At 61.9% G+C, this 23,412-nt stretch carries 27 protein-coding genes and 1 tRNA gene; 16 read left to right on the forward strand and 12 right to left on the reverse strand.

Annotated elements, in window-relative coordinates; genetic code table 11:
• Positions 1-26: 26 nt before the first annotated feature.
• Positions 27-1,013: a hypothetical protein gene (locus ACZ9EJ_RS07440; protein WP_251089629.1), complete on the forward strand. Its 987-nt coding sequence runs from the start codon at positions 27-29 to the stop codon at positions 1,011-1,013.
• 114 nt (positions 1,014-1,127) lie between these two features.
• Here ACZ9EJ_RS07440 and thrS read toward each other — a convergent pair whose 3' ends face one another.
• The 4 genes from thrS to ACZ9EJ_RS07460 form a co-directional block, all read right to left on the reverse strand.
• Positions 1,128-3,140 (reverse strand): threonine--tRNA ligase, encoded by a 2,013-nt coding sequence (gene thrS / locus ACZ9EJ_RS07445; RefSeq protein ID WP_046640233.1) that lies wholly within the window; start codon positions 3,138-3,140, stop codon positions 1,128-1,130.
• Between the two features lie 125 nt (positions 3,141-3,265).
• The gene (locus ACZ9EJ_RS07450) at positions 3,266-3,790 is read right to left on the reverse strand and encodes a DUF1697 domain-containing protein (RefSeq protein ID WP_046640234.1); all 525 of its coding nucleotides are present in this window, start codon (positions 3,788-3,790) and stop codon (positions 3,266-3,268) included.
• A 7-nt stretch (positions 3,791-3,797) separates the two neighbouring features.
• Positions 3,798-4,172, reverse strand: a complete 375-nt coding sequence (yidD, locus tag ACZ9EJ_RS07455) for a membrane protein insertion efficiency factor YidD (RefSeq protein WP_046640235.1) — start codon at positions 4,170-4,172, stop codon at positions 3,798-3,800.
• A gap of 4 nt (positions 4,173-4,176) precedes the next feature.
• Complete coding sequence (locus ACZ9EJ_RS07460) at positions 4,177-4,626, reverse strand: iron-sulfur cluster assembly scaffold protein (protein WP_046626256.1); 450 nt, start codon at positions 4,624-4,626, stop codon at positions 4,177-4,179.
• 286 nt (positions 4,627-4,912) lie between these two features.
• Between ACZ9EJ_RS07460 and folE the strand changes: the two genes are divergently transcribed.
• The 3 genes from folE to ACZ9EJ_RS07475 all read left to right on the forward strand — a co-directional run bounded on the left by folE (position 4,913) and on the right by ACZ9EJ_RS07475 (position 7,084).
• Positions 4,913-5,527, forward strand: coding sequence for a GTP cyclohydrolase I FolE (gene folE / locus ACZ9EJ_RS07465; protein ID WP_007760073.1), 615 nt, complete (start codon positions 4,913-4,915; stop codon positions 5,525-5,527).
• 27 nt (positions 5,528-5,554) lie between these two features.
• The gene (gene hisI / locus ACZ9EJ_RS07470) at positions 5,555-6,016 is read left to right on the forward strand and encodes a phosphoribosyl-AMP cyclohydrolase (protein ID WP_046640236.1); all 462 of its coding nucleotides are present in this window, start codon (positions 5,555-5,557) and stop codon (positions 6,014-6,016) included.
• 108 nt (positions 6,017-6,124) lie between these two features.
• Entirely contained in the window at positions 6,125-7,084 is a 960-nt protein-coding gene (locus ACZ9EJ_RS07475) for a patatin-like phospholipase family protein (RefSeq protein WP_046626260.1), read from the forward strand.
• Between the two features lie 60 nt (positions 7,085-7,144).
• On the opposite strand, the gene ACZ9EJ_RS07480 is transcribed toward ACZ9EJ_RS07475, so the two are convergent.
• Together ACZ9EJ_RS07480 and ACZ9EJ_RS07485 are read right to left on the reverse strand one after the other, a co-directional pair.
• Positions 7,145-7,579, reverse strand: coding sequence for a CBS domain-containing protein (locus ACZ9EJ_RS07480; protein ID WP_046626261.1), 435 nt, complete (start codon positions 7,577-7,579; stop codon positions 7,145-7,147).
• A gap of 118 nt (positions 7,580-7,697) precedes the next feature.
• Positions 7,698-8,456, reverse strand: coding sequence for a rhomboid family intramembrane serine protease (locus tag ACZ9EJ_RS07485; RefSeq protein WP_052764579.1), 759 nt, complete (start codon positions 8,454-8,456; stop codon positions 7,698-7,700).
• Between the two features lie 220 nt (positions 8,457-8,676).
• Here ACZ9EJ_RS07485 and ACZ9EJ_RS07490 point away from each other — a divergent pair, with 220 nt between their 5' ends.
• The 6 genes from ACZ9EJ_RS07490 to ACZ9EJ_RS07515 all read left to right on the forward strand — a co-directional run bounded on the left by ACZ9EJ_RS07490 (position 8,677) and on the right by ACZ9EJ_RS07515 (position 14,171).
• Positions 8,677-9,258, forward strand: coding sequence for a PAS domain-containing protein (locus ACZ9EJ_RS07490; RefSeq protein ID WP_046640237.1), 582 nt, complete (start codon positions 8,677-8,679; stop codon positions 9,256-9,258).
• A gap of 113 nt (positions 9,259-9,371) precedes the next feature.
• Complete coding sequence (locus tag ACZ9EJ_RS07495; protein ID WP_046626268.1) at positions 9,372-9,983, forward strand: PilZ domain-containing protein; 612 nt, start codon at positions 9,372-9,374, stop codon at positions 9,981-9,983.
• A 513-nt stretch (positions 9,984-10,496) separates the two neighbouring features.
• On the forward strand, positions 10,497-11,138 hold the full coding sequence (locus tag ACZ9EJ_RS07500) for a transglutaminase-like cysteine peptidase (RefSeq protein WP_370649756.1): 642 nt from the start codon (positions 10,497-10,499) through the stop codon (positions 11,136-11,138).
• A 223-nt stretch (positions 11,139-11,361) separates the two neighbouring features.
• The gene (locus ACZ9EJ_RS07505; protein ID WP_046640239.1) at positions 11,362-12,096 is read left to right on the forward strand and encodes a hypothetical protein; all 735 of its coding nucleotides are present in this window, start codon (positions 11,362-11,364) and stop codon (positions 12,094-12,096) included.
• A gap of 156 nt (positions 12,097-12,252) precedes the next feature.
• Complete coding sequence (locus ACZ9EJ_RS07510) at positions 12,253-13,815, forward strand: D-alanyl-D-alanine carboxypeptidase (protein ID WP_046640240.1); 1,563 nt, start codon at positions 12,253-12,255, stop codon at positions 13,813-13,815.
• Between the two features lie 86 nt (positions 13,816-13,901).
• Positions 13,902-14,171, forward strand: coding sequence for a hypothetical protein (locus ACZ9EJ_RS07515; RefSeq protein ID WP_046640241.1), 270 nt, complete (start codon positions 13,902-13,904; stop codon positions 14,169-14,171).
• Positions 14,172-14,186: 15 nt separating this feature from the next.
• Here the strand turns inward: ACZ9EJ_RS07515 and ACZ9EJ_RS07520 are convergent, their stop codons facing one another.
• Complete coding sequence (locus tag ACZ9EJ_RS07520; RefSeq protein ID WP_046640242.1) at positions 14,187-14,624, reverse strand: DUF1489 family protein; 438 nt, start codon at positions 14,622-14,624, stop codon at positions 14,187-14,189.
• A gap of 68 nt (positions 14,625-14,692) precedes the next feature.
• Positions 14,693-16,093 (reverse strand): L-serine ammonia-lyase, encoded by a 1,401-nt coding sequence (locus ACZ9EJ_RS07525; protein ID WP_046640243.1) that lies wholly within the window; start codon positions 16,091-16,093, stop codon positions 14,693-14,695.
• A 513-nt stretch (positions 16,094-16,606) separates the two neighbouring features.
• On the opposite strand from ACZ9EJ_RS07525, the gene ACZ9EJ_RS07530 reads away from it, so the two are divergent.
• Entirely contained in the window at positions 16,607-17,305 is a 699-nt protein-coding gene (locus tag ACZ9EJ_RS07530) for a DUF599 domain-containing protein (protein ID WP_046640244.1), read from the forward strand.
• A gap of 23 nt (positions 17,306-17,328) precedes the next feature.
• Positions 17,329-18,315: an acetyltransferase domain-containing protein gene (locus ACZ9EJ_RS07535; RefSeq protein ID WP_251089633.1), complete on the forward strand. Its 987-nt coding sequence runs from the start codon at positions 17,329-17,331 to the stop codon at positions 18,313-18,315.
• Between the two features lie 13 nt (positions 18,316-18,328).
• Here ACZ9EJ_RS07535 and ACZ9EJ_RS07540 read toward each other — a convergent pair whose 3' ends face one another.
• Both ACZ9EJ_RS07540 and mgtE read right to left on the reverse strand, forming a co-directional pair.
• Positions 18,329-18,721, reverse strand: coding sequence for a MerR family transcriptional regulator (locus ACZ9EJ_RS07540; protein ID WP_046626288.1), 393 nt, complete (start codon positions 18,719-18,721; stop codon positions 18,329-18,331).
• A 58-nt stretch (positions 18,722-18,779) separates the two neighbouring features.
• Positions 18,780-20,198, reverse strand: a complete 1,419-nt coding sequence (mgtE, locus tag ACZ9EJ_RS07545; protein WP_046640245.1) for a magnesium transporter — start codon at positions 20,196-20,198, stop codon at positions 18,780-18,782.
• A gap of 207 nt (positions 20,199-20,405) precedes the next feature.
• On the opposite strand from mgtE, the gene ACZ9EJ_RS07550 reads away from it, so the two are divergent.
• From ACZ9EJ_RS07550 to ACZ9EJ_RS07560, 3 genes are all read left to right on the forward strand, one after another.
• On the forward strand, positions 20,406-20,897 hold the full coding sequence (locus ACZ9EJ_RS07550) for a peptide deformylase (RefSeq protein WP_046640246.1): 492 nt from the start codon (positions 20,406-20,408) through the stop codon (positions 20,895-20,897).
• 69 nt (positions 20,898-20,966) lie between these two features.
• Positions 20,967-21,221 carry a BON domain-containing protein gene (locus tag ACZ9EJ_RS07555; protein WP_052753956.1) on the forward strand — a complete coding sequence of 85 codons (255 nt, stop codon included), beginning with the start codon at positions 20,967-20,969 and terminating at the stop codon, positions 21,219-21,221.
• Positions 21,222-21,295: 74 nt separating this feature from the next.
• A complete protein-coding gene (locus tag ACZ9EJ_RS07560; RefSeq protein WP_046626294.1) occupies positions 21,296-21,787 on the forward strand; it encodes a BON domain-containing protein in 492 nt (163 codons plus the stop codon).
• Between the two features lie 15 nt (positions 21,788-21,802).
• On the opposite strand, the gene ACZ9EJ_RS07565 is transcribed toward ACZ9EJ_RS07560, so the two are convergent.
• A complete protein-coding gene (locus ACZ9EJ_RS07565) occupies positions 21,803-22,225 on the reverse strand; it encodes an OsmC family protein (RefSeq protein ID WP_046640247.1) in 423 nt (140 codons plus the stop codon).
• Between the two features lie 184 nt (positions 22,226-22,409).
• Positions 22,410-22,494: transfer RNA gene (locus tag ACZ9EJ_RS07570), tRNA-Leu, on the reverse strand.
• 176 nt (positions 22,495-22,670) lie between these two features.
• Between ACZ9EJ_RS07570 and lipB the strand changes: the two genes are divergently transcribed.
• Positions 22,671-23,399 carry a lipoyl(octanoyl) transferase LipB gene (gene lipB / locus ACZ9EJ_RS07575; protein ID WP_046640363.1) on the forward strand — a complete coding sequence of 243 codons (729 nt, stop codon included), beginning with the start codon at positions 22,671-22,673 and terminating at the stop codon, positions 23,397-23,399.
• Positions 23,400-23,412 lie beyond the last annotated feature (13 nt).

Genomic DNA, 23,412 nt, shown 5'->3' on the forward strand with positions numbered 1-23,412 from the left:
AAAACAAGAGTCAACCGGTACGACAGATGGCAGGCACTTCCCTCTCGGCACGCTGGTTCCTCGCCGGAGCGATGGCTCTCGGCTCAGCTTTCAGCGCATTCGCCCAGGAAGACGCCTTCAAGAATTTTCGCGCGCTGGACAGCACGGCGAAAATGCCCAAGCTCAACGCCTTCTCGGCCCTGCCGGGCGGGCCGCTCGGTGCCCTATCGAGGGACGTGCAGTTCGACGCCAAGCTGACGTCCGACGGCCAGCCCATGCAGGAAGGCCTGACTTGGCGCGTCTTCAGCCCGATCGCCGGCGAAGACGGAAAATTGCCACTGGTGGCCAGTTCCGAAGGCGGCTCCGCCTCGTTCCAGCTCCCCCCCGGCGACTATTTCGTCAATTGCGCCTTCGGCCGCGCCGGCGTTACCAAGAAACTGAAAATCCCTGAAAATGGCACCGTGCCGAAACAGACGCTGGTGCTCGATGCCGGCGGTTTCGTGCTGAATGCGGTTGCCGGTACCGATCAGCGCATCCCGCCCAAGGAGCTGAGCTTTTCGGTCTATTCCGCCGAAGTGCGCGACAACGGCGATCGGGCGCTGGTGATGTCGGACGTCAAGCCGAACACGGTCGTGCGGCTGAATGCCGGCACCTATCATGTCGTCTCGGAATATGGCGACGTGAATGCTGTGGTGCGGGCCGATATCCAGGTGGAGGCCGGCAAGTTGACCCAGGCGGTGCTGCAGCACCGTGCCGCCCAGATCACCCTGAAGCTGGTTTCCCAACCGGGCGGGGAAGCGATTGCCGATACGGCCTGGTCGGTACTGACCGCTGCCGGCGACATCGTCAACGAAAGCGTCAGCGCTTTCTCGACAATGGTGCTGTCAGAGGGCGAATATCTTGCTGTCGCCCGCAACAAGACCAAAATCTATCAGCGCTCGTTCACCGTCAAAGCCGGCCGCAACACCGAGGTCGAAGTGCTGATGCGCGATACGCCCCAGGTCGCCGGCGCTGTCGCCAACGACCGGAACTAGCAGGGTTTCCGCAGTTGTCTCCGAACCTCAGCCGGTCTGACGAAACCATCCCATCTTATCGCTGCCTATTGCTTTTGACGGCGCCTGCACTCACAGGCGCCGTCATGACTTCGGTCAGGCCGCCGCCTTCGCGGCCTTCCTGGCTTCGAGACGGCGCAGCACGTCTGGCGGCGTCGCCTCGAGGCTGAGCGAGGCGATCGCCTCGTCCAGCGTCATCGAGGTCTGGGCCTGCGAGCCGAGGCGGCGGATGTTGACCGAACGCTCCTCGGCTTCCTTCTTGCCGCAGACGATGATGACCGGCACCTTGGTGACCGAGTGTTCGCGGATCTTGTAGTTGATCTTCTCGTTGCGGAAATCGGTCTCGACGACCATGCCCGCATCGCGAAGCGCTTCCGCGACCTCGCGGCCGTAATCGTCCGCATCCGAAGTGATCGTCGCCACCACTACCTGCATCGGCGCGAACCAGAGCGGCATGTGGCCGGCAAAGTTCTCGATCAGGATGCCGAGGAAACGCTCCATCGAACCGCAGATGGCGCGATGGATCATCACCGGCTGGGTCTTTTCCGAGTTCTGGTCGATATAGAAGGCGCCGAACCGTTCCGGCAGGTTGAAGTCCACCTGCGTCGTGCCGCACTGCCATTCGCGGCCGATCGCGTCCTTGAGCGTATATTCGAACTTCGGACCGTAGAACGCGCCCTCGCCCGGCAGGATGCCGGTCTTGATGCGGCCTTCCGACTGCGCCTCGATCGTCTTCAGCACGTCCAGCATGACCGATTCGGCACGATCCCAGAGCGCGTCGGTGCCGACGCGCTTGTCCGGCCGGGTCGAGAGCTTGACCACGACTTCCTTGAAACCGAAGTCCTCGTAGACCGACAGGATCAGGTCGTTGATCCGCAGGCATTCGGCCGCCATCTGCTCGTCGGTGCAGAAGACGTGCGCGTCGTCCTGGGTGAAGCCGCGAACGCGCATCAGCCCGTGCAGCGCGCCGGATGCTTCGTAGCGGTGCACGAGGCCGAATTCTGCAAGCCGAATAGGAAGTTCGCGATAAGACTTCAGACCATGCTTGAAGATCTGCACGTGACCCGGGCAGTTCATCGGCTTCAGCGCAAAGATACGGTTGTCCGCTTCCTTGTCTTCCGGATGTGTGAAGGCATAGGCAGACTTCACCGCGAACATGTTCTCCTGATACCAGCCCCAATGGCCCGAAGTTTCCCAGAGCGAGGCATCGAGCACCTGCGGCGCGTTGACCTCTTCATAGGTGCCGGCAAGCCGGCGACGCATATAGGCGGTCAGCGTCTGGAACATGCGCCAGCCCTTGCCGTGCCAGAACACGACGCCTGGACCTTCCTCCTGGAAATGGAAAAGATCCATTTCGCGGCCGAGCCTGCGGTGGTCGCGCTTTTCCGCCTCGGCCAGCACGTGCAGGTACTGGTCGAGTTCTTCCTGCGTCGCCCAGGCCGTGCCGTAGATGCGGGTCAGCATGGCGTTGTTCGAGTCGCCGCGCCAATAGGCTCCGGCCACCTTCATCAGCTTGAAAGCGGTACCGATCTGGCCTGTGGAGGCCATATGCGGGCCGCGGCAAAGGTCGAACCAGTCGCCCTGATAATAGATCTTGAGATCCTGGTCCGCCGGGATCGCATCGATGAGCTCGACCTTGTAGTTTTCGCGCTTCGCGGCAAAAACCTCCCTTGCCTTGTCGCGCGACCAGACCTGCTTGGTGAACGGCTTGTTGCGCTGGATGATCTCCTTCATCCGCGCTTCGATCTTCGGCAGGTCGTCGGGGGTGAAGGGCTCGTTCTTGGCAAAATCGTAATAGAAGCCGTTTTCGATCACCGGGCCGATGGTGACCTGCGTGCCGGGCCACAGTTCCTGAACGGCCTCCGCCATCACGTGTGCTGCGTCGTGCCGGATCATCTCCAGCGCCTGCGGATCGGTGCGGGTGACGATCGCGATCGAACCGTCGGTGACGGGATCGGCAAGGTCCTGCAGCGTGCCGTTGATGGTGACGGCGACGGCCTTCTTGGCGAGCGACTTGGAAATGCTCTCGGCAACGTCACGGCCGGTCGTGCCGGCGTCGAAAACGCGGACGGAGCCATCGGGAAATGTAAGGGAAACGGATTGGGACATGTCTTTCTCCTGTCCAGTCCCGCCAACGAATGCGGGTGGTGTTGGAATAAATGGCGGTCGCCGTTGGGGCGCAGCCGGCGTGGCTGTTAAATGTTTTTCGCGTTTTAGTAAAGGCGAGCGGCCGCTCAGCCGATCATTTCGGCAAGCCCGGCGACCGTGTTGGCGTTGCGGATCGTGCCGATGCCGAGCTTCCTGGTGGTCATCGCCGACAGCAGCCGCGTCTCGCTCGCCTTGCCGCCGAAATCCACCCAGAGGTCGCCGTCGACGATCGAAATCTTCTCCTCGCCGCGATGGCGTGCGAGCAGGTCGAGGACGCTCTCGTCGAGCGGCTTGCGCATCACCCGCACGCCGACCTCGGAACCCTCTCCCGATGGAAAGGGATTGCTGGCCGCGAGCTTCAGCCAACCGTCGCCGGTTCTTGCGATGATATCGATATGTTTGCCGAACCGCTTCTCGAACGCGGTCTCCAGTTTCTGCTCGAGATCGCCGATCGACGACCTGCCCGTTTCGAAGACGAGGTTGCCGGTCGAAACTAGGGTCCGGCAGTTCCGGTAGCCGAGATCCTCCGCCATGGCGCGAAGGTCGGCCATCACGACCCGCTTGCCGCCGCCGAGAACGATGCTGTGAAGCAGCGCGACATAGGTGATCATCAGTTCCTCAAGGCGATGCCGGTTTGACATGACGGCGCCAGTATCTCCATGGCGTCCACCAATGCTGCCGCCCTTCCAGCGCTTCCGGCACCGGGTCGAGACCGCTTGTGCCGCCCGGCCCGCAGCGCGCCACCCGAAACAGGGTCATCCAGCCGCCTGGCCATAGTCCATGCCGAGCGACCGCCTCGTATCCATATTCCGAACAGGTCGGGATATGCCGGCAGGAATTGCCGATGAAGCCGGACAGTGTCAGCTGGTAGAGGCGGATGAGCCCCATGCCGAACAGCCGGCCTGGCGTTTTGGTGAAAGGACCGGACCAGTTGCGCGAGCGGCCTGTTTTCGGTTGAGGTTCGGAATGCTGGCAGTCGGGAGCACCGCACATCGGATCAGACAGTGGCCGCTTCGGACCGCTCCTTCGCCTCAATCTGGTCGATCGCATCGACGACCGCTTCGAAGGTCAGCATGGTCGAGGCATGGCGGGCCCTGTAGTCCTTGACCGGCTTCAGGTAACGCATCTCCTCGAACCGGCCGTCCGGCCCCTCGCCGCCTTCCTTCAGCATGGCGAGCATGTCCTGGCGCGCCTTGCGGATCTCGGCAGTCGTTGCGCCGATCACATGCCGCGCCATGATCGAGGACGAGGCCTGGCCGAGTGCGCAGGCGCGGACCTCATGGGCGAAGTCCGTAACCCGGTCGCCGTCCATCTTCAAATGCACGCGGACCTTCGAGCCGCACAGTTTCGAATGTTTTTCGGAACTCGCATCCGCATCGGGCAACACGCCCGCATGGGTGATGTTGGCGGCAAATTCGAGGATCTTGCTGTTATAGATGTCGTCCATCAAGGCTCGCTTTTGAAACCACCGTCGCGCGTTGAACACTGCGTCTCGTCCGGCGGGCTACCATAAAAGGGTTCCTGCCATTATATGTGATGTCCGGGCGAGATCATCAAGAAAGGATGTTTTCACGAAATCCTACCGAAAACGGAACAGGATATCTTGTAAAAATGTTCGTCGAAGGTCAGATATCGCCGGATTGCCCAAAAATCAGCCGCAGGTGCTCAGCGGCTGGTCAGTCCGTGAGTAACGCCAGTCGGATGCGGCCTTGAACCGCATCAGGAGACGATAGATGGATGCCATTGTGAAGAATTTCCCGGCTTCTAAAGAGAAGCAGGTACGCCCGTCGCAGCAGGAAGCCGAAGAAGCCGTGCGCGTCCTTTTGCGCTGGGCAGGTGACGATCCGGCTCGCGAAGGCCTTCTCGACACCCCGAAGCGCGTCGCCGCCGCCTATCGCGAACTGTTTGCCGGTTACGAACAGTCGCCGGAGGACGTGCTCGGCCGCACTTTCGAGGAAGTCTCGGGTTATGACGACATCGTTCTGGTGCGCGACATCCCTTTCTTCTCCCATTGCGAACACCACATGCTGCCGATCATTGGCAAGGCGCATGTTGCCTACCTGCCGAACGGCCGCGTCCTCGGGCTCTCGAAGATCGCCCGCGTCGTCGAGATCTTCGGCCGTCGGCTGCAGACCCAGGAGAACCTGACGGCGCAGATCGCCAATGCGATCGAGGAAACTTTAAAGCCGCGCGGCGTCGCCATCATGATCGAGGCCGAGCACCTGTGCATGGAAATGCGCGGCGTGCAGAAGCAGGGCTCGCATACGATGACAACGACGTTTACCGGCGAGTTCAAGGCCAACGCCGCCGAACAGGCCCGTTTCTTCACGCTGGCCCGCAACCGCTAAGGCGCGGTTTCCGGGCGGAGTTTCCCGATGTCGCTTTCTTTCGACCAGCCTTCCGCCGACAAGACGGAACTCGAAGGCGCTGGCGCCTTCACGCCCCGCTTCGATCAGAACGGTCTCGTCACCGCAGTCGTCACCGATGTTCGCGACGGCGAGTTGCTGATGGTCGCGCATATGGATGCGCAGGCGCTGGCACTGACCGTCGAGACCGGCGTCGCCCACTATTACAGCCGCTCGCGTGCCAAGATCTGGAAGAAGGGCGAATCCTCCGGCAATCTCCAGACCGTTCACGAACTGCGCACCGACTGCGACCAGGACGCCGTCTGGCTCAAGGTCTCGGTCGCGGGACACGACGCCACATGCCACACGGGACGCCGCTCCTGTTTCTATCGGGTTGTCACCCAAAGTGATGGTCGGGCGGTTCTTGAAATCACCGACGATCAGCGTCATTTTGACCCAGGCGTCGTCTATTCGGATCAAGGAACCATTTAGGCATCTGCCCCGTTTTTTGGCATGTCTCGACTGAATAAACGATTTTGAAACCTGTCGGTGCGTTAATCGACAGACCGGGGTTTGTTCAGCTGTGGAGGGTCTTTGTCGATGCTGAACTGGAGTTGGAACCGTCACGATCCGCTTGCGGCACCTGCCGAAGGCGGCGAAACGAAAATCCTCGAACCTACCCCTCCTCCTACCCTCGAATCCCCCAAAAAAGCAAAGCTTGCCCTCGCCCTCGGCGGCGGTGCCGCGCGCGGCTGGGCGCATATCGGCGTGCTGAGAGCGCTTGACGAGGCCGGGATCGAGGTCGGCATGATTGCCGGCACCTCGATCGGCGCCCTGGTCGGAGGATGTTATCTTGCCGGTAAGCTCGACGAACTCGAAACCTTCGCCCGGTCGCTGACCATGCGCCGGATCGCCGGCCTGCTCGATCTGACGATCGGCGGCGGCGGCCTTCTCGGTGGCATGCGGTTGACCAAGCGGATGCAGGAACACCTCGAAGGCCTGTCGATCGAGGAACTCGACCGTCCGTTCGTTTCGGTTGCGACCGAACTTCACACCGGCCACGAGGTGTGGATCTCCAGCGGCTCGCTGATCACCGGGCTTCGCGCTTCCTACGCCCTGCCGGGCATTTTCGAACCGGTGAAATGCAACAACCGCACGCTCGTCGATGGCGCACTCGTCAATCCGGTGCCGACTTCGGTGTGCCGCGCCTATGAGCAGCCGCTCGTGGTCGCCGTCAACCTGAACTACGAGATTTTCGGACGGTCGGCTGTCGTCAAGCACAATGCCAGCGTCCAGCCGATCGATGACGGCCGCAAGAAACCCGAGGACGTCCGGGTCGGTCTGACCGGCACCATGGTGCAGGCTTTCAATATCATCCAGGAACGCATCTCGCGGGCGCGGCTTGCCGGCGATCCGCCGGATCTTGCGCTGCATCCGCGGCTTGCCGATATCGGACTGTCCGAGTTCCACCGCGCCGGCGAAGCGATCGACCGCGGCTATACCGAGACCATGGCGCAGATTTCGGCGCTGAAGCGGATGCAGGAAGTCTTCGCTCGCTGAGCGGCGGCTGGCCTCGCCAGTCATGTAGAGCCTCGCCTTTCGGCGAGGCTCGGCCCAAAATCAGCCGGCGATATAGGCCTTGATCTGTTCGGCCTCCAGTTCGATCTCGCGGATGCGGGACTTCACCACGTCGCCGATCGAGATGATGCCGGCGAGCTTTCCGTCCTGCTCGACAGGCACGTGGCGGAACCGGCCGGAGCTCATCATTCCCATCAGTTCATCGACGGTCGTTTCGTCCTTGCAACGCTGCACCGACGTGGTCATTGCCGACTTGACCGGTTGATCGAGCACCGCGGCGCCCTTGCCGGCGACGGCGCGCACCAGATCGCGTTCCGTGAAGATGCCGGCGATGCGGCCTTCCATGCCGGTCACCACGACGGCGCCGATCTTCTTGTCGTTGAGGATTCCTGCGACTTCGAGCAGCGTTTTGTCGGGACCGACGGTCACCACGTCACGCCCCTTTGCATCCAGCATGTTCTTGACGATTATTGCCATGGCTCTCTCCTCGCAACCAGTTCGGCTTGGACATCGTCCGTTCCCGAAAAGCAAAGCGCCCGGGTGGAGGAACCGTCCCTGCACGTATGCTGAAGTGTAGAGCGAGGCGGGAAAGAGATCAAGGACGCGCGAGCGGCATGACGCGGCGTGGCAAGGGATCGAAAAGACCGAACAGCAGGAAGCCGAACAGGAAGCCGCCGATATGCGCATCCCAGGCGATCGGTCCCATATCCGCGCCGAACAGCGTCACCCCGAAGGCGATCAGCAGGTTGCCGGCGAACCACATGGCAGTGAAGATCACCACCGTGCGGTTGCGGAAGGAGCCGAGGATCGACTGTCGCGGATAGAGATGGCCGTGGGTTCGGTCATAACCCCGGCGTTCCGGGAAGGCGAAACGGCAGGCCGCCCCCATCAGTGCCGAGACGACGCCGGACGCACCGATCAGCAGCGTCTCGTTGCCCCAGTTGAGCGCGGCATGGAAGAAGGCGGCAGCCACCGCCGAGAAGATCCAGAAGATCACGTAGCGCAGGGTGCCGATCCGTCGCACCACCGGCGCCCCGAAGGCCATCAGCCAAAGCGCGTTGAAGAGGATGTGTTCGATGCCGCCGTGAAGAAGCGAGTAGGTGACCGGCGTCCACGCCCATGCAAAGCCCTGCTCGCCGAGCGGATAGACGTAACGCAACGGCGTGAATGCCAGGTTCACGACCATATAGGCGCGCGTATCATCGTCCAGCACGTAATCCCGCACGATGTAGATGACCGCAAGCAGAGCCAGCGTCACGACAAGGCTCCGCGGAAGATTGAAAATCGGCTGCGAGCGCTCGGCGCCGTCATCCGCCTCGGGCTGTTCGTTTGCCATATCCGGCCCGTCGTTCATGCCAGCCCCTTCTGTCTTCTCGTTTCCCGGCGGAATGGTCGACAGCCATATAGGAGCGGCCGTTCAAATGAAAGCGCACCGGGATCACAGTCACGCCAGGGAATCGGCAGGTCATGGATCGTTAACCACGCTGCCTTTGCGGTGGCACGGTTTTCGCTGGTCGAGAAGGACCAGCCGCGCATGAAGCGCGATCTGTCTCGAAATGTAACAGGTAAGATGAATGCGCAACCAGGCCAGCCGGGCGATCTTCGACTACTGGATCAATCTCAAGCACGACGGGGCAGTTCCCCTCAAGACCGAGATTGATCCGGCCGCCCTGCGTCATCTTCTTCCCCATCTTTTCATGGCCGCCCTGGACCCTGCCGGCACGCTGGCATTCCGCCTGGCCGGTACCCGCATCTGCGAACTGTTCGACCGTGAATTCCGAGGCCAGGCCTTTGCGAATCTCTGGCCGGAGACCGACCACCGGCAGCCGGTGGAAATCGCCCATAACGTCATTCATTCGCAACAGCCCGCGCTTCTGGACGTTCTCGCCTCGAATGGCCACATCCGCCATGCCTATGAGATGTTGCTTCTGCCAATTCGATCCGTGGAGACGGCGGCGAGCGACCGGATCTTCGGTGCCCTCCTGCCCCGGCTCTCTCCCTATCCCGTAACGGCAACGCCGGCCGCTTTCCTGACGCTCGAGAACTGGACGTTCCTGACCGGCAGCGGTTCGCATTTCGGCGTGCCGGTGACAGGCGATCGCGGGAGTTTCCACGGCATGGCAGGTCGGCTTCCGTCCGACCGGCCTCCCTCATGAGAGCGAATGCCGGTCGCGGCAGATGGCAGCCGCTCGGCGCTCCAAAACCTTCTGTTAACCGCGGCGCGTTAATACTCGTGACGATAGACTTAGAAGAGAAAAAGCTCTCTCAAATGTATTCATTTCAGCCGGCTCATACTTCATCGACACCCAGTGTTCCCGCACAGCGTTCCTTCCAGCGCGTGTCCGTCAACATTCCAGGACGGCTGATGCTGGCGACGCATGAGGAATTCCCCTGCAACGTCGTGGACATGTCGCCGGGCGACGTCAGCTTTGCCTGCGTTGGTCGTCCCCTCGTCGGCGAACGCGTGATCGCCTATCTCGATCATATCGGCCGGCTGGAAGGCATGGTCGTCAGCCTGTCGGAAACCGGCTTCGTGATGTCGATCAACGCGACGGACCGCAAGCGCGAGAAGCTGGCCGCACAGCTGACCTGGATCGCCAACAAGCATGAACTCGGCCTGCCGGAAGATCGCCGCCACGATCGCCTGGCGCCGCGTGTGACCCGCACGGAGATCACGCTCGACGACGGCCGGCGTTATGCCTGCCGGATCGTGGACCTTTCGCTGTCGGGCGCCGCGATCGATATCGAGATCCGCCCGGCCCTCGGCACGCCGGTCCGGCTCGGCAACATGCGCGGCCGTGTCGTGCGCCACTTCATGGAAGGCGTGGCGATCGAGTTCAATTCGATCCAGTCGCGCGAAACGCTGACCGAATTCCTCTAAAAGCGTTCTTATCTCCGCGATCTGCCAAGCGTCCCGTTCGGGGCGCTTTTTTGTTTGTCAGCCTCCGCCAGCCGTCCTGTTTCGTTGCTGGACAGGCCGGAAACGCCGGCGGGTTGTGCCGAAACGGGCTTTCTTTCAAAAAAATGTCTCCTTTCGGCACTTTTTTTGAGGTCGGGAATCGACCTCGGCGAGCCCGATTCGACCGTGGTGCACCCTGACTCTGCCCTTTCCTCTCCTGCTTGAACACAACCAACCGCCGCCCTCTCCGCTTTCCTGGCGCTCCGGCGGCTGCTCCTGCCGTCCCTAAGAAGTGCTGGAATTACAGCTGGATAGCGGGAAAGCCGCAATGCAGGCGGTCGCCGATAGAACATGTTTTATGAAAAACAGCGGCAAATTTGCCTCGAATTTTATGAAAGTTCGAGATGCATTTGAACCATGTTTTAGACGAATTGAATTCAAATAAGATATTGATTTTACTGCGAGATTTTCCGGTCGATCAAACCCTGTCTGGCAGTGTTCTTCCCACAACGGGGAGACATAAAAATGAAGTACAGCAAGGGACTGGGCCTCGCCGCCATCACCGCCGCCATCGCAATCTTTACCGCCGGAAATTCGTTCGGCATGCCGGCCGGCGGCGTGCGTGTTCTCGGCCAGGCCAATCCGCCGCTCGGCCATTATGAATTCTGCAAGACCTATGTCAGCGAATGCGCCGCGACCTACAAGGACGCCGGCCCGCTGGCGCTGACCGAAGACAAGTGGCGCACGCTTCTGGACGTCAACTACACGGTCAATTCCTCGATCACGCCGATGACCGACCAGGAGATCTACGGTGTCGAAGAGCGCTGGGCCTATCCCCGCACCGTCGGCGATTGCGAAGACTTCGTGCTTCTCAAGCGGAAAATGCTGATTGCCAAGGGCTTTTCGCCGTCCGACCTGCTGATTACCGTCGTCCTGCAGCCGAATGGCGAAGGTCACGCGGTCCTGACGGTCCGCACCGATCGCGGCGACTTCGTGCTCGACAACATGCGCAACAAGGTCATGGTCTGGTCCGATACCGAATACACCTTCCTGAAGCGCCAGGCGAACGACGATCCCGCCCGCTGGGTCAAGCTGCAGGACGGTCGCGCCACCGCCGTCGGCTCGGTCGGCCAGTAATCCACCTCCTATCGGCTGGGGACCGCGGCGACCCGAGTCGCGGTCAATGTGCAGGGCTGAATCTTGCAAGGCGATTGCCGGGCTGTCCCGGTTTGGATTTGCTTTACGAAGCGTTAATCATAACGATCCAGACTGCGGCCAAATCGCCTTGCCTCTTCCCGTATTCCTGTCCCGTTCCGGCGCTGGCGAATCCCCTCTCTAATGAGAACATGGAGCGCACGTCATGGCAGGTCCGGCCCGGAACCTCTCGGCTGCAGAAGAAGCACCGCTCCTCTCCAATCGCTTCGTTTATCGCCTGACTGTCGTCATCGCCGTCCTTGCTCTGTTGACGGCGGCGATCAGCATCAGTGGCCATTGGTTCGGCCAGCGTATCGCGCTTGCCGGCCATACCGACAGTACCGAAGAATTCCTCATCCGGATCGGCCAGGACAAGCTCAAGCTTCCGGCCAACGCGATTCGCTTCCGCGACCAGCGCCGGGCCGGTATTGCCGAGCGCGTCGACCTCTATCTCACATGGCCGGAACTCGAAGGTTACAGTGCCGGCCTGCGGTCGCGCTTCGATGACGTCGGCCAGTCGTCCTCATTGATTTTCCTGCAATTATCCCAGAGCACCATGTCTCGCGACATGTCCGGCCGGCTGGAGCCGATATACTCCAAACTGTTCGACGGCGCGCCGCAGCAAGCGGCCTTCGGATTGACGCTTCACCGGTTGCGGGCCGATTCGGGCTACGGCAGTGAAATCGTCCTGACCGGGCGGGTCGCCAGCGCACCGGACTACGTGGTGCGCTGCGTGCTGCCGGCTGCCGGCGACAGGGCAACCAGCGGCGACTGCCAGCGGGATATCCACATCGGACAGGACCTGACGGTGCTCTATCGCTTCTCCAGCGCGCTTTTGAAGGACTGGCAACATATTGATGCCGCAGTTCGCCTCTTTGTCCAAAACCGGTTGGCGAAATAAGCCGCTACGGACGGTCGGGTCCAAGCCCCAAGTTGATGTCTAAAATGCAGCATATCTAAGCAAGCTGCTGTTCATCATAAACCTCTTGGTAACGCTAATCCCCTAGATTGAAGGGTAACGGTCGTGGCGGGGGCGCGTCCGGATGTGACTAATGTGATGCAAGCGATGAGTGCGGCAGTGTCGAAAAAAATGTTCTCTGCATTCCCTTCGAAGGGTGATGCGACGGTTCCGGGACGTTTCCTCGGGTTTCTCTTCACATTGGCTGTGGCGATTTCGATGTTTTCGACGCCCGCTGCCGCAGGTCCGAAATATGCCGGCATCGTCGTCGATGCCAAGACCGGCAAGGTTCTCTATTCCGAGGATCCGGATGGTCTGCGTTATCCCGCGTCGCTCACCAAGATGATGACCCTCTACCTGACCTTCGAAGCGCTTGAAGCCGGCCGGATCAGCCTCGACACTCAGGTGCCGGTCTCCGCTCATGCCGCATCCGAGCCGCCCTCCAAGCTCGGCGTTCGCGCCGGCGGCTCGGTCTCGGTCGATCAGGCCATCCGCGCACTCGTCACCCGCTCCGCCAACGACATTGCCACCGCTCTCGGTGAATTCATCGGCGGCTCCGAAGAGCGCTTTGCGTCATTGATGACCGGCAAGGCGCGCGCGCTCGGCATGACCCGCACCACCTATCGCAACGCCAACGGCCTGCCGAATACCGCGCAGATGACGACGGCACGCGATCAGGCGCGTCTCGGCATGGCCCTGCGCCAGCACTTCCCGCAGTATTACGGCTACTTCGCGATCCGCAGCTTCAATTTCGGCAAGCAGACGATCGGCAACCACAATCGCCTGGTTGGCAACGTCAAGGGCGTAGACGGCATCAAGACCGGCTACACTCGCGCTGCCGGCAGCAATCTCGCAACCTCGGCCCAACTCGACGGACGTTCGATCGTTGCCGTCGTGCTCGGTGGCCGCTCCAGTGCTGCCCGTGACGCAACGATGCGCAAGCTGGTCGCGGAATATCTGCCGGAGGCATCTCGCGGCGGCAACAGCAACCTGATCGCACAGGCGGCCCCGGCCGCGCCGGTTGCGCCCGCTCCCTCCGTGCCGGTCAGGTCCGCTTCGCCGGTTGCCGCGTCCCAGTCCGACGCACGCCGGATGGCTGCCCTCGACCTGCCGCCGAGCGGTCCGCTGCCGGGCGCCCGTTATGCCGAGCAGCAGGCCGCGGCCATGGCGCCCGCCGCATCGGCCTATGCCGCAGAACCGGAACAGAAGAAAGTCATCACCCAGGCGATGAACTCGGCAATGGCCGGCGTCTCCGCCGTACCGACGCCGGCTCCGGAATATATGCCGGCCAAGACCGAGGTGGCCGTCGCGCACCGGACCGGCCGCCCGGCCGTCGATGACGTGACGACCGCTTCCACCAAGGTCTCTGCCTCTGCGACACCCGCAAAGCCCTCCTCCGAGGCGTCGATGGCGTCGAACGGTTGGGTCATTCAGATCGGCGCCTCGCCGAACCAGAAACAAGCTCAGGATCTCCTGCAGAATGCGCAGGATAAAGGCGGCAAGGTATTGCGTTCCGCCAAACCCTTCACTGTCGCCTTCAGCAACAATGGCGAACAGATCTACCGTGCCCGCTTCGGCGGCTTCGATGACCAGAAGACGGCCATCGATGCCTGCAACGTGCTGAAGAAGAAGGGTATCAGCTGCTGGGCGTCGCTTCAGTGAGCGTCGCCGCCGGCGATCAAGGAAATACCCGCGCCGGGCCTTCGGCGCGGAGGGATCTCGAAAGTAACGAGTAGACGGGGTTTCCGATGGCAATGAATGAAAACAGCGCGGAACTGGCCTTCAAGCCGGCGCAAAAGTCCAGAGCGAAGGGCGTCGCCCTCAATCCGCTTCACGAGGCGGCCATGCGGCTTGCCGGTCTCGGCTTGAATCGCTCCAAGGAAAAGACCCGCGATCTGGTCGCTATGCTGCTCAGCCACGGCGCCCGCGCCTGGCGGCATTCGCAGCCGGAAGCCAATGTCCACCTCCATATCGGCATCCGCGCCGGTCGTGCGCCAGTTCGTATCAGGCTTCGCTGATCGAGCGATCCGCAGCTACAGAAGTCCAAGCTCGGCGAGTTCGCGCCGCAGATCTTCCGGAAGCGCCGCAACGTCCTCGCCCAGTTTGCCGAGGTCGCGCGGCGCTTCCTCGTTTTTGAGATATCGCCATCCCTGGAAAGGTCGCTTCGGCTGCGGCGCGGTCTCGATGACCTCCGGCCCGAGCACCAGCTGGCAGCGCTGGATGCCGTCGCCGCCGGTCACCGTGCGGATGTCGAGCAGCTTCTGCCGCGCCATCACCTGCCCCTTGATCACCCAGTAGAGCGATCCGTCGTCGAGCAGCTCCTCCATGCGCTTCGGCGCCATGCGGGTCGTATGGATGCTGTGCGGATCGAGGCCGGCAGCCATCGCATTGAGCGACCGCTCGGCGACCCAGTCCTGGAGATCCTGGATCGAATCGGCGCCGACGCAGAGTTTGATGAGATGTAGAGCCATGGTCTGGTTGAAGACCCATCCGGGCGTGAGGTCAAGCGTTTGCTCGGTTCACTCCACAGGGGGACGGTTCAGCACTCGACGACGTTGACCGCAAGGCCGCCCGTGGAGGTCTCCTTGTATTTCTCGCTCATGTCGTTGCCGGTCTGGCGCATCGTCTCGATACAAGCGTCGAGCGGCACGAAATGCGTGCCGTCGCCCTTGATGGCGAGCGAGGCGGCCGTGACCGCCTTAACCGCGCCGAGCGCGTTGCGCTCGATACAGGGCACCTGCACGAGGCCGGCGATCGGATCGCAGGTCATGCCGAGATGGTGTTCCAGCGCGATTTCGGCGGCGTTTTCGATCTGCTCCGGCGAGCCGCCCATGACGGCCGCAAGCCCCGCTGCAGCCATGGCCGCAGCCGAGCCCACTTCGCCCTGACAGCCGACTTCGGCGCCCGAGATCGAGGCATTGTGCTTGATGATGCCGCCGATTGCGGCCGCCGTCAGCAGGAAGTTATGGACGTCGGCCTGGGTCGCGTCCTCGTGGAAATGCAGGTAATAACGCACCGTCGCCGGAATGACCCCGGCCGCGCCATTGGTCGGCGCGGTAACGACACGCCCGCCGCCGGCATTCTCCTCGTTGACGGCCATCGCGTAGACGCTCAGCCAGTCGTTGGCGAGCAGCGGGTTCAGCCGGTTGCTGCGCCATTCCTCGTTCAGCTTGTCGTGGATCGACTTCGCGCGGCGCTTCACCTTCAGCCCGCCGGGCATTATCCCGTCGACCTTGAGGCCGCGGTCGATACAGCTCGACATCGCCTCCCAGATCCGGTCGAGACCGGCATCGAGTTCGGCGGCGCTCATTTTGGTTTCTTCGTTGGCGCGCTTCATCTGGGCGATCGTCAGGCCTGAACCGCGCGCCATGTCGAGCATCTGCCTGGCGGAGGCGAAGGGATAGGGAATGCGCGCATCGCCGGCCGATTTCTTAGGCGTCCGCATGGCCTCCAATTCGGTATCGGTCACCACGAAACCGCCGCCGATCGAATAGTAGATACGCTTCAGGAGGAGCCGGCCGTCGCGGTCGAAGGCGGAAAAACTCATGCCGTTGGCATGGCCCGGCAACGGCTGCTTCTTGTCGAAGATCAGGTCGGTTTTCGGCTGGAATTCGTAGGCCGGATGGCCGGGCGGCGTGACGCGGCCGGTCCGCTCCACTTGGCCGATGATTTCGTCCATCCTGTCGGGATCGACGGAGTGCGGCTCCTCGCCGACCAGGCCGAGTATCACGGCCCTGCCCGTCCCGTGACCGATGCCGGTGAACGCGAGGGATCCGTGCAGGCTGACCTTCAATGCCGCGACATGTGCGCCGGTCGGCCGCGGCCAGTCGTTGGACAGGATGAGATCCAGGAAGCGGTTGGCGGCCGACATCGGTCCCATCGTATGGGAACTCGACGGGCCGATGCCGATCTTGAAAACGTCGAAAACGGACAGAAACATGAGAATCCATGGGGTGATACGAGGGTGGCCAAGCCTATGTCAGAGCGCCGCCGTGCCTTGGCGGCTGCCCGACATCCGGTGAACCGGCCGCGACATGGTCTTAAAATAGAAACGGCGCGGTACGAATACCACGCCGAGAACTGAAATTCCGGAATTTCGCTGAGACGGTCAGATAGCGCCGAAAAGATACGCGAGGGCCAAAGCGCCTGCAAATCCTACCAGCGCCTTGAAGGTCACGCCCCAGCAGGACTTCTGAACGGTATCTTCCATGTCGTCTCCAGGTTCTTGCCGCATTGATCAACGTCCGCTCCGGGTCGTCATGCCTAATGGTCTATTAAAATCCGGCGGCCTCGGCAATCCAAAAATGGCGGAAACATGGCGGAAGGCCAAACGAGCCATGTTCGCAACGCCCGCCCAGCCCAAATAGTTCCCTTGCCGATGCAGGAGGCTTGCCGCCGAAACCGAAACAAAGCATGACGGGACGGATCAAGACCGATTCCTGCGGTGAGGCCCATGACGAACGCTGATTATGTTGCGCTTGCCCTGTTTGCCGCGCTTTGGGCCCTTTATTCCTGGGTGACCGCTGGCTCTGGCTCGCGGCTGTTTCCGCGCTCCAGCCTCAACCGGGCGATGGCCGAACGGCGGAAGGACTGGATCTACAACTCGCTTCGCCGCGACCTGAAGATGATCGACACCCAGATCCTGGCAGGTCTGCAGAACGGCACCGCCTTCTTCGCCTCGACGTCGATCTTTGCGATCGGCGGCTGTTTCGCGCTGCTGGGCGCCACCGAACAGGTGGAAGCGGTCTTCCGCGACCTGCCCTTTGTCGCTTATGGCGGCCGCACCGCCTTTGAACTGAAAGTCGCCGGCCTCACCTTCCTGTTCGGTTATTCCTTTTTCAAGTTCGGCTGGTCCTACCGGCTGTTCAATTACTGCACCATTCTCTTCGGCGCCCTGCCGATGCTGCACGACACCCATGCCGACCGGGCGGCTGCCGAACGGGCGGCCGATCAGGTGGTGCGGATGAACACGATCGCGGCCGGTCACTTCAATTCCGGCCTGCGCGCGCTGTTTTTGTCGATCGGCTATCTCGGTTGGTTCATCGGGCCCTATATGTTCATCGCGATGACCGTTGTCGTGATCGTCGTGCTCACCCGCCGCCAGTATTTTTCCGAGGCCCGGCTGGCGATCATGGACCGCGGGACGCCCTGAGATTTGATCCGGAAAGACAAGCAGTGACCGTTGCCGAAACCGAAAATCCCACCATGCGCAGACCCCGTATCCCGTTGATCGATACGCTGCGCGGCGTCGCCCTCATTGCCATGGCGACCTATCACTTTACCTGGGATCTCGAGTTTTTCGGTTACGTCGATCCCGGCACGGCGACCCAGGGCATCTTCAAGGTCTATGCCCGCGCCATCGCCAGTTCGTTCCTGTTCCTGGCGGGCGTCAGCCTCGTTCTCGCGCATTTCCCGGCGATCCGCTGGCAATCCTTCTGGAAGCGTTTCGCCATGGTGGCTGGTGCTGCGCTCGCGATCAGCATCGCGACGCTCATCGCCTTCCCGAGCGAATGGATCTATTTCGGCATCCTGCACAATATCGCGCTGTCGAGCCTGATCGGCCTGGCTTTCCTGCGTTTGCCGCCGCTTCTGACCGGCGCGATTGTCGTTCTGGTCATTGCAGCAATGATCGTCGACTACAGCCTTGTGCCCGGCGCACTGGATTCGGCCCTGTTCGACGCCCGTTACCTGAGCTGGCTCGGCTTTGCCGAAGTCCCGCCCCGCTCGAACGACTATGTGCCGCTGTTTCCCTGGATCGCCGCCCTGCTGGCCGGGGTGGCGGTCGCGCGGGTCGCGCTGGCGCGGAACTGGCTGCCAAGGCTCGCCGCCGTCCAGACGCAGCCGAACCTGCTCTCGACAGCCGGCCGCCACAGCCTGATCGTCTATCTCGTCCATCAGCCGGTGCTGATCGCGCTCGTCTATCTCTTCTCGCTGGTGCATCCAGCCCCGCCGCCGGATCCGCGGGTCGGCTATGTCAGGAGCTGCGAGGCAGGCTGCACGGGCCAGGGCAACGACGCCGGCCTTTGCCGGAAGTTCTGCGGCTGCACGGCCGACAAGCTGATCGCCCAGTCACTGATGACGCCGCTGCAATCCGGCACCATCGCCCCGCAGGACGAGCGGGTGCAATCGCTCGCCGAACAGTGCTCGATCGAGGCGCAATAGCGGTTACTGAAGATCAGGTGCCGACGCCGATTTCGGCAAGCCGGGTCAGGCAGGCTTCCTCGACATTGTCGAGTTCCGTCAGCGTGTCGTCGATATCCTTGCGCTTCTGGCGCAGGTCGTTGCGCTTCTCGTCGATGCGCGTCATCAGCAGCTTGAGCTGCCCGAGTTCGCCCGGCGGCTCCTTGTAGACCTGGATGATCTCGCGGATTTCGGCGATCGTGAAGCCGATCCGGCGGCCGCGCAGGATTTCCTGGATCAGCCGCCGATCCGTTGCCCGGAATAGCCGCGTGCGACCCCGGCGTTCGGGGTGGATAAGACCCTCGTCCTCGTAGAAGCGCAGCGTGCGGGTCGATACACCGAATTCACGCGTCAGCTCCGTAATGCTATAATACTTGTTCACGATCATGTCCTGCTACTCGTGAGCCAAACTAATTGACTTTTACGTAACAGTCAATTTTCTGGGCTCAGGGGAGCATGAACCACCAGGTCGCCAGACCGAGGAACGAGAAGAAGCCGGTCGTGTCGGTAATCGCGGTCACGAACACTGCCGACGAGACCGCCGGGTCGGCCCCGGCCCGGTCGAGAAGCAGCGGGATCATGATGCCGGCCATGGCGGCCGCAAACATGTTGATCAGCATGGCGGTGGCGATCAGCCCGCCGATATGGACGTCGTGGAACCACAAGCCGGCCACCATGCCGACGAGACAGCCGATCACCACGCCGTTGATCAGGCCGACGCCCGCCTCGCGTCGCGCGACGCGCCAGGCATTGTGGATGTCGAGATTGCGGGTCGCGAGCGCCCGTACCGTTACCGTCATCGTCTGCGAGCCGGCATTGCCGCCCATGCCGGCAACGATCGGCATCAGGATGGCCAGCGCCACCACCTGTTCGATCGTCGCCTCGAACAGCGAGATCACCGAGGCGGAAATGAAGGCGGTGAACAGATTGACCAACAGCCACGGCACCCGCGACCGCGAGGTTTCCCGGACCGAGTCGGACAGTTCCTCGTCGCCGACACCGGAGAGGCGCATGATGTCCTCTTCCGCCTCTTCCTGGATGACGTCGACCACGTCGTCGATGGTGAGCACCCCGACAAGGCGGCCGTTGTCGTCGACGACGGCGGCCGAGAGCAGGTCGTATTGCTCGAACAGCTGGGCGGCTTCTTCCTGGTCCATGTCGGCAGGAATCGGGTAGTTCGTCTCCCGCATGATCGTCTCGATCTTCACCTGCCGCTTGGCGCGCAGGATACGGTCGAGGTCGAGCACGCCGAGCAGCTTGAAGGTCGGATCGATCACGAAGATCTGGGTGAAGCTCTCCGGCAGATCCTCCTCGTCGCGCATGTAGTCGATCGTCTGGCCGACGGTCCAGAACGGCGGCACGGCGACGAATTCCGTCTGCATGCGGCGGCCGGCCGACTGTTCCGGATAGTCGAGCGCGCGTCGCAGCCTCACCCGCTCGGTGAACGGCAGCTGCGCCAGGATCTCTTCCCGGTCCTCGTGGTCAAGGTCTTCGAGAATGTAGACCGCGTCGTCCGAATCGAGTTCGCCGATCGCCGCCGCGATCTGCGCGTTCGACATCTGGTCGACGATCTCCATGCGGATATTTTCGTCGACTTCTGTCAGCGCAGTCAGGTCGAAATCGTCGTCGAGCAGCCGCACAAGCGCGTGGCGCTGGTCGGGCATGATGGCTTCGAGCAGGTCGCCGAGTTCCGATTCGTGCAGGCGCGCCACATGGCTGCGCAAGAAAAGCGTGTCGCGATCGGCGATAGCTGCGCCGACCATCGCCAGGAAGTCGGCGCGGATCGAGCCGTCCTCGGAATAGATGTCGTGACCGGCATCGTCGGTTTTTGTGCGCAGGCGGTGATCTTCGCCGATATCGCTCATCTGCCGCCCTCGCTGCTGGTCTTCGACAAAAGGAGAATGGCGGCAAAAAACATATTGTCAACAACTGGATAGCCGCGTCCGCCGCTATTGCTCATGCCACCGGTTTTCCTGCTAGAACAATTGCCGTTCCGGGTCCAGAGTGCGCTGCAGAACGATACTAAACCCGGCCTACCGGAACCTTAAGAAGCGGCGAGAGGAGTTCGAAAAGTGGCCATCCGAACCATCCTGAAATATCCGGATCCTGGCCTGTCCAGACCCTGCGAACCGGTCACGGTCTTCGACGCGAGCCTGACTGCGCTGGCCCATGATCTTCTCGATACGATGCGGGCAGCGCCCGGCGCCGGCATCACCGCTGCGCATATCGGCGTCTTCACCCGGCTCGTGGTACTGGAACTGTGGAAGGAAACCGGTCCGCGCTTCTACGCCAATCCGGAAATCCTGGTCGCCTCGGACGAGCTGATGCGGCATATGGAAGGCAGCGTTTCCATGCCCGGCGCAAACGACGAGGTCGAGCGTCCGAAAAGCATCAGGTTCCGCTATCAGGATCTCGACGGTGCCGTCCACGAAGAGGAAGCCGAGGGCTTCTATTCCATCTGCATGCAGCACGAGGTCGACCAGCTCGACGGCATCTTCTGGCTGAAGCGGCTGTCCCGCCTGAAGCGGGATCGGCTGCTGCGCAAATGGGGCAAGGGAAAATAAAAAATCGGGACCGAACCAAATCAGCGTTCGCCCGTTGTGAGGTCGCAAGCCCAGCAAGGAGCTACGACCATGAATGCGACAGCAGACAAGACCGCAGCCGAACTTGAGCAAAAAGTATCAGAGCGTCTGGCCGCACTGCCGGACGTCGATTCATCGATGATCGAACCCCATGCCGAGGGAACCAAGGTTATCCTCGAGGGTTCCGTCGATACCGTGTTCTCGGCCAGGAAGGCCGTATTGAGCGCGGAAACCGTGGATGGCGTACATGATGTCGAAAGCCATCTGACCCTGACGGGCAAGAATGGTCCATCCACGACCCATTGAGGCGAAATACCCGGCGCACCGGCCCTTTTTCTTGGGGGTGCGCCGGGTCCATTTGGAAATGACAGGAGGCGCTCGTGCCGGGCAAGAAAAAAGCTGACGATATTTCGCGCGAAGAAGATTTCCGCGATTACGATGACCGAAATATCGACGAAGGCTGGCCCTATGACGATGCAACCGGCGCCCGCCCCGTCGACAACGCCGCCTATGGCGATCCCAAGGCCAATTTCGATACGGACCGCAATCGTGGCTATCAGGTGGATAACGTTGAAAGCGACGGATCGGAAGAGCGGCTGGTCGACACCATTCGCCCCGGCACGAAGGGGATCGAGGAGGCCGACGATCTCGAAGAGCGGGTGACCGACGCGATCGAGGAGCTCGATATGATCGACATGGCGTCGATCGACGTGCATGTCGAGGACGGCACAGTCACGCTCGAAGGCGCCGTCGACGATGCGCCGACCTCGCGCAAGATAGCCCGCCGGATCCAGCGCGTCGCCGGCGTCCGCGAACTGGTCAACAACCTGCGCCTCGAAGGCGTCGACAGCCACATTCCTGACGACGACTGAGGGGCCTGATGGCCACTAACCGATCGTCAGAGAAATATCCGGCGAACTTTTCAGCGTATTGCTGACGGTGCAGATTTCCTCAGCCATATGGGCGATCTGCAGCCTCTGCTCGTCGTCGAAATCCCCTTCGACGCGGAAATCCACGATGAATCGGGTGATTCTGGAGGGCCCTTCATGGGCCTTTTCGCCCGTGACATGCACCCTCACCTCGGACAACCTGTCGAGAATGCCGAGCTTGCTCGCGGCGATCCGGCCGCTGAGCACGAGGCAGGCGGCAAGCGATGAAAACATCAGGTCGAGCGGATTGAATCCCGGCTCGGACGCGCCCGTCACCACCTCCACATGTCCGTCCGTCTCGCTTGTCACCTGCGGGTGACCGAGGCGTCCGAGGACGGCGGTCGCGCCGATTGGCCGTGTCTTGATTTTCAGTTCGACCATGGTCTTGTCCTTACCTTGCACATACGAGCGTGGAGCGAACCAATAGATAGGCGAGGAATTTCAGGATCGCATCCGGAATGCGCCATACGACTCGATGTTTTGACTTCGGAGCGGCAGATGGCGCCAACTTCTCGGATGCCTTTCATCCGGGCAACAAAAAACCCGCCGAAGCGGGTTTCTGTTTTGGTGCGGTCGAGAAGACTCGAACTTCCACGTCTTGCGACACAGCGACCTCAACGCTGCGCGTCTACCAATTCCGCCACGACCGCATCGTGGTAGATGCCGACTTGCGCCGGCGGGGCTGCATGTAGCAAAAGCATTTGGGGTGCACAAGTGCGCCGTGACAGATTTTTGAAGGATAAAAATTCCACGTGTGAATGCCTATATAAACCGGGCCGAAATCGGCCTCTTGCCGCACCCTTTTGTTTTTGCCAGAAGATTTTCCATGCTCACACGCACCGATCTCAATCTGTCCATGCTGCCGCAAACAGGCTCTCCGCCGGTGCGCTGGCGAATCTCCGATGGCCTTGTTCCTTATGAAGAAGCGGTGGCCGAGATGGAGCGTGAGGTGGCGGCGATCGCCGATGGCCGTGCCGACGAGCTCGTGTGGCTGCTCGAACACCCGCCGCTTTATACCGCCGGCACCAGCGCCGACGCCGCCGACCTGATCGAGCCGGACCGATTCCCGGTGTTTTCCACAGGCCGCGGCGGCGAATACACCTATCACGGACCCGGCCAGCGGGTGGCTTACGTGATGCTGGACCTTAAACGCCGGCGCCAGGACGTGCGCGCCTATGTGGCAGCGCTCGAGGAACTGGTGATCCGCACCCTCGACATGATGAACGTGCGCGGCGAACGGCGCGAGGACCGCGTCGGCGTCTGGGTGCGCCGGCCGGAAAAGCCTCTTCTGCCGGATGGCTCGATGGCGGAGGACAAGGTGGCCGCCCTCGGCATCCGCCTGCGGCGCTGGGTGAGCTTCCACGGACTGTCCCTCAATGTCGATCCGGACCTCTCGCATTTCACCGGCATCGTGCCCTGCGGCATCAGCGCCTATGGCGTCACCAGCCTCGTCGATCTCGGCCTTCCGGTGATGATGGCGGATGTGGACATGCGTCTGCGCGAAGCCTTCGAGGAAATCTTCGGCGCCACGGCCTCCGACCCTGCCGCCGCCTGATCGCGGCTTGAAC

Source organism: Neorhizobium sp. USDA 3394 (genome assembly GCF_056280385.1).